This is a genomic window from Streptomyces sp. NRRL S-495, assembly GCF_000966955.1.
Lineage (GTDB): Bacteria > Actinomycetota > Actinomycetes > Streptomycetales > Streptomycetaceae > Kitasatospora > Kitasatospora purpeofusca.
On the sequence record NZ_JZWY01000830.1, the window covers coordinates 1 to 3079 of the forward strand.

General features: G+C 70.2%; 3 protein-coding genes and 1 pseudogene. All 4 read right to left on the reverse strand.

Annotated features, from left to right (window positions below):
• On the reverse strand, positions 1–907 hold a 907-nt coding region (locus tag VR45_RS34370), incomplete at its 3' end, for a sugar ABC transporter substrate-binding protein (RefSeq protein ID WP_045943831.1).
• An 80-nt stretch (positions 908–987) separates the two neighbouring features.
• Positions 988–1686 (reverse strand): FadR/GntR family transcriptional regulator, encoded by a 699-nt coding sequence (locus VR45_RS34375; RefSeq protein WP_045943832.1) that lies wholly within the window; start codon positions 1684–1686, stop codon positions 988–990.
• A gap of 159 nt (positions 1687–1845) precedes the next feature.
• Positions 1846–2877: an ABC transporter permease gene (locus VR45_RS34380; RefSeq protein WP_045943833.1), complete on the reverse strand. Its 1032-nt coding sequence runs from the start codon at positions 2875–2877 to the stop codon at positions 1846–1848.
• Positions 2861–3079, reverse strand: a pseudogene (locus tag VR45_RS34385) (sugar ABC transporter ATP-binding protein); the annotation flags it as partial. The pseudogene VR45_RS34385 and the gene VR45_RS34380, both read right to left, overlap by 17 nt.

Consider the following 3079-nt stretch of genomic DNA (forward strand, 5'->3'; position numbering starts at 1 on the left):
GGAAGGTCTTGCCCTCGGCGGCGGCCTTGGCGTAGTACAGGGCGTACTTGGCGTAGAGGTCGGCGGGCTGGGAGACGGTCGCGTCGATGTCGCCCTTGCGGATCGCGTCGANGAGCTCGGCGGGGATGCCGTCGTTGGAGACGACGGCGATGTGGCCGCTCTGGCCGGCGGGCTTGAGCAGGCCCTGCTGCCGGAGCAGGGCGAGGGTGGGCTGCAGGAACACACCGCCGGCCTGCAGGTAGATGCCGTTCAGGTCCGGGTTGGCGGCGAGGGTGGACCGGAGTTCGGCGGAGGCGACGTCGCCCTTCCACTCGGTGGCCAGTGCGATCACCTGGATGCCGGGGAAGTTGCGCTTCATGCAGGCGGCGAACCCCGCGGAGCGTTCGTATCCGTTGATGGAGCTCAGTGCCCCCTGGAGCTCGGCGACCTTGCCCTTGCCGCCGAGCTGCTTGCCGAGGAACTCGCAGGCCTTGGTGCCGTACGCCTTGTTGTCGGCGCGTACCACCATGTAGACGCTGCCGTGCTCCGGTTCGGTGTCCACGCTGATCGCGTGGATGTTCGCGCGGAACAGGTCGGAGAGTGTCGATTCGGTGGCCATGGTGTTCTGCGGCGCCATGACGATGGACTTGGGCTGCCGTGCGGCCAGCGAGTGGACGTTGGCGGTGAACGTCGCCTCGTCGCCGTCCGAACGGGTCGGGGGCAGGACGCTCAGATGCTGGTCGTCGATCTCCTGCTGGAGGTACTTCGCGTACGCCTTCCAGAAGTCGGAGTCGGCGCGGGGGATGTCGATGCCGATCTGTGGGCGGGAGTTGCCGGGGTCGTCGGTGCCGCCGCAGGCGGTGAGGCAGCCGGCGAGCAACACGGCGATGCAGCCCGCGCAGGTGGTCCGGATGGTTCGGCTCTTCATGTGTCAGACCGTCCTGGGCGGTGGGGGTCCTGCGTATTGAGGGAGAGGGGAGCGGATCTGCGGGACTCGGCAGCTCGCCGTCAGGCGATGGTGCCGAGGGCAAGGGAGTCGGTGCCGGCGGCCAGCCAGTCCTCGACGGCGGCGACGTGCACGGTGCTGGCACTGGCGGCCAGGACGGCATCGCGGTTGACCAGGGCCCGCCAGATGGCTTCGTGTTCGCGGTGGGCCTGCTCGCGGGCGGAAGCGTTGTGCGTACCGCGCACGATGCGCAGCCGCTGGGTGTGGGTGGAGAGGATGCCGAGCAGGGTGGACAGCACGGGGTTGCCGACGGCATCGGCGATGGTGCGGTGGAACTCGATGTCGAGTTCGATGAACTCCTCGATGCCGATGTCCGTGGCACTCCGGTCGAGGACGGCCCGCAGCGTTCGCAGGTGTTCGTCGGTGAGCAGGCCGGCCGCGAGGGCGGTGGCCTGTGGCTCCAGCAGGCGTCGGACCTGGAGGAGCTGCCCGGCTGTGCGGCCGTGGGAGACATCGGCGGCGAAGGCCATCGCTTCGAGGAGGAGATGGGGCTCCAGGCCGGACACGTAGGTGCCGTCGCCCTGTTTGGGGACGAGGATCCGCATCGCGGTGAGCGCCCGGACGGCCTCGCGCAGCGAGCTGCGCGACAGCCCGAGCTGGTCGGCGAGACCGGCCTCGTTGGGGAGTCTCGCGCCGGGCGGCAGGGCGCCGGAGACGATCATCTCCTTGATCTTCTCGATGGCCTGGTCGGTCACCGCCATGGGTGTTCGCCTCCTGCGTGCGGGCCTGGAAGTGGTGGTCGGTCGAGGGGCGGGGAAGAGGGCGGGGAAGAGGGGCGGGAAAGGAGAGGACGGAGCGGCGCGACCGGTTCCCGCCGGGCCGGTCGCGCCGCTCCGGCGGCCCTCAGGCCGTGGGGCCCGTCACTCCTGCTTCTCGCCCGAGGCGAAGCGGGAGATGATCAGCGCGACGATGATGATCGCGCCGTTGAGGAACTGGTTCCACAGCGGCGGAACGCCCGCGAGTGTCATGACGTTGACCACGAGCTGGAGGGTCAGCACACCGGTCAGGGCGCCGAAGAGGGTGCCCCGGCCGCCGTTGAGGCTGACGCCGCCGATCACGGTGGCGGCGAAGACCTGGAAGATCCACCCGTTGCCCTGGTCGGCGGAGATGGAGCCGTAGTGGCCGGTGTAGAGGACACCGGCGAAGGCCGCCAGCAGGCCGCCGAGGATCAGTACGACCCAGGTGATCCGGTCGACCCGGATGCCCGCGGCGCGGGCGGCCTCGGAGTTGCCGCCGATCGCGTACAGGGCGCGGCCGTGGCGCAGCCAGGCGAGGGCGCTGCCGCCGGCCAGGAAGAGCAGGGCGCAGATCCAGATGGCCGCCGGGGCGCCGAGCCAGCTGGCGCTGCCGAGGTAGGTGAAGGAGCCGGGCAGGTTGACGATCGACTGCCCCTGGGAGATGGCGACCTGGAGGCCGCGGAGCAGGGTGAGCGCGCCGAGGGTGACGATGAAGCCGTTGAGGCGCAGCTTGAGGATCAGGAACCCGTTGATCGCCCCGATGACCGCGCCGACGGCCAGGCACAGCGGGATGGCGGTCCAGGAGGGGAAGAGCCCGAGGCCGTTGAAGCGCGCGCCGTGGTCGGGGAGGACCAGCCAGACGGCGATGACGGGGGCCACGCCGATCGTGGATTCCAGGGACAGGTCCATCCGGCCGACGATCAGGATCAGCGCCTCGGCCAGGACCAGCAGGCTCAGTTCGGTGGCCTGCTGGCCGACGCCGAGCAGGTTGTCGGAGGTGAGGAAGGCGGGCGAGACCGCGAATCCGATGATGCCCAGCACCAGGAGTACCGGGACGAGGGAGAGATCACGGTAGCGGGCGAGCTGGAAGCGGCGCTCGGCGGGCCGGGTGGCGGCGGGCGCCGCGTGCGCGCGGACCTCAGTGGTGGGAGACATGGCTTTCCTTCGTATCGGTCGGGCCGGCCATGCCCTCCATGGCTGAGACCAGTTGCTCGTCGCTCCAGCCGTGCTCGAACTCGGCGACGACGCGGCCGTGGAACATGGCCAGGACGCGGTCGCAGACGCGCAGGTCGTCGAGTTCGTCGGACACGATCAGGGCGCTCTTCCCGGCGTCGGCGACCTGGCGGACGGTGCCGAG

Bases quoted from the DNA above. Each gene is read 5' to 3' on its own strand.
- VR45_RS34375 (WP_045943832.1), bottom strand. From the start codon at position 1,686: ATGGCGGTGACCGACCAGGCCATCGAGAAGATCAAGGAGATGATCGTC.
- VR45_RS34380 (WP_045943833.1), bottom strand. From the start codon at position 2,877: ATGTCTCCCACCACTGAGGTCCGCGCGCACGCGGCGCCCGCCGCCACC.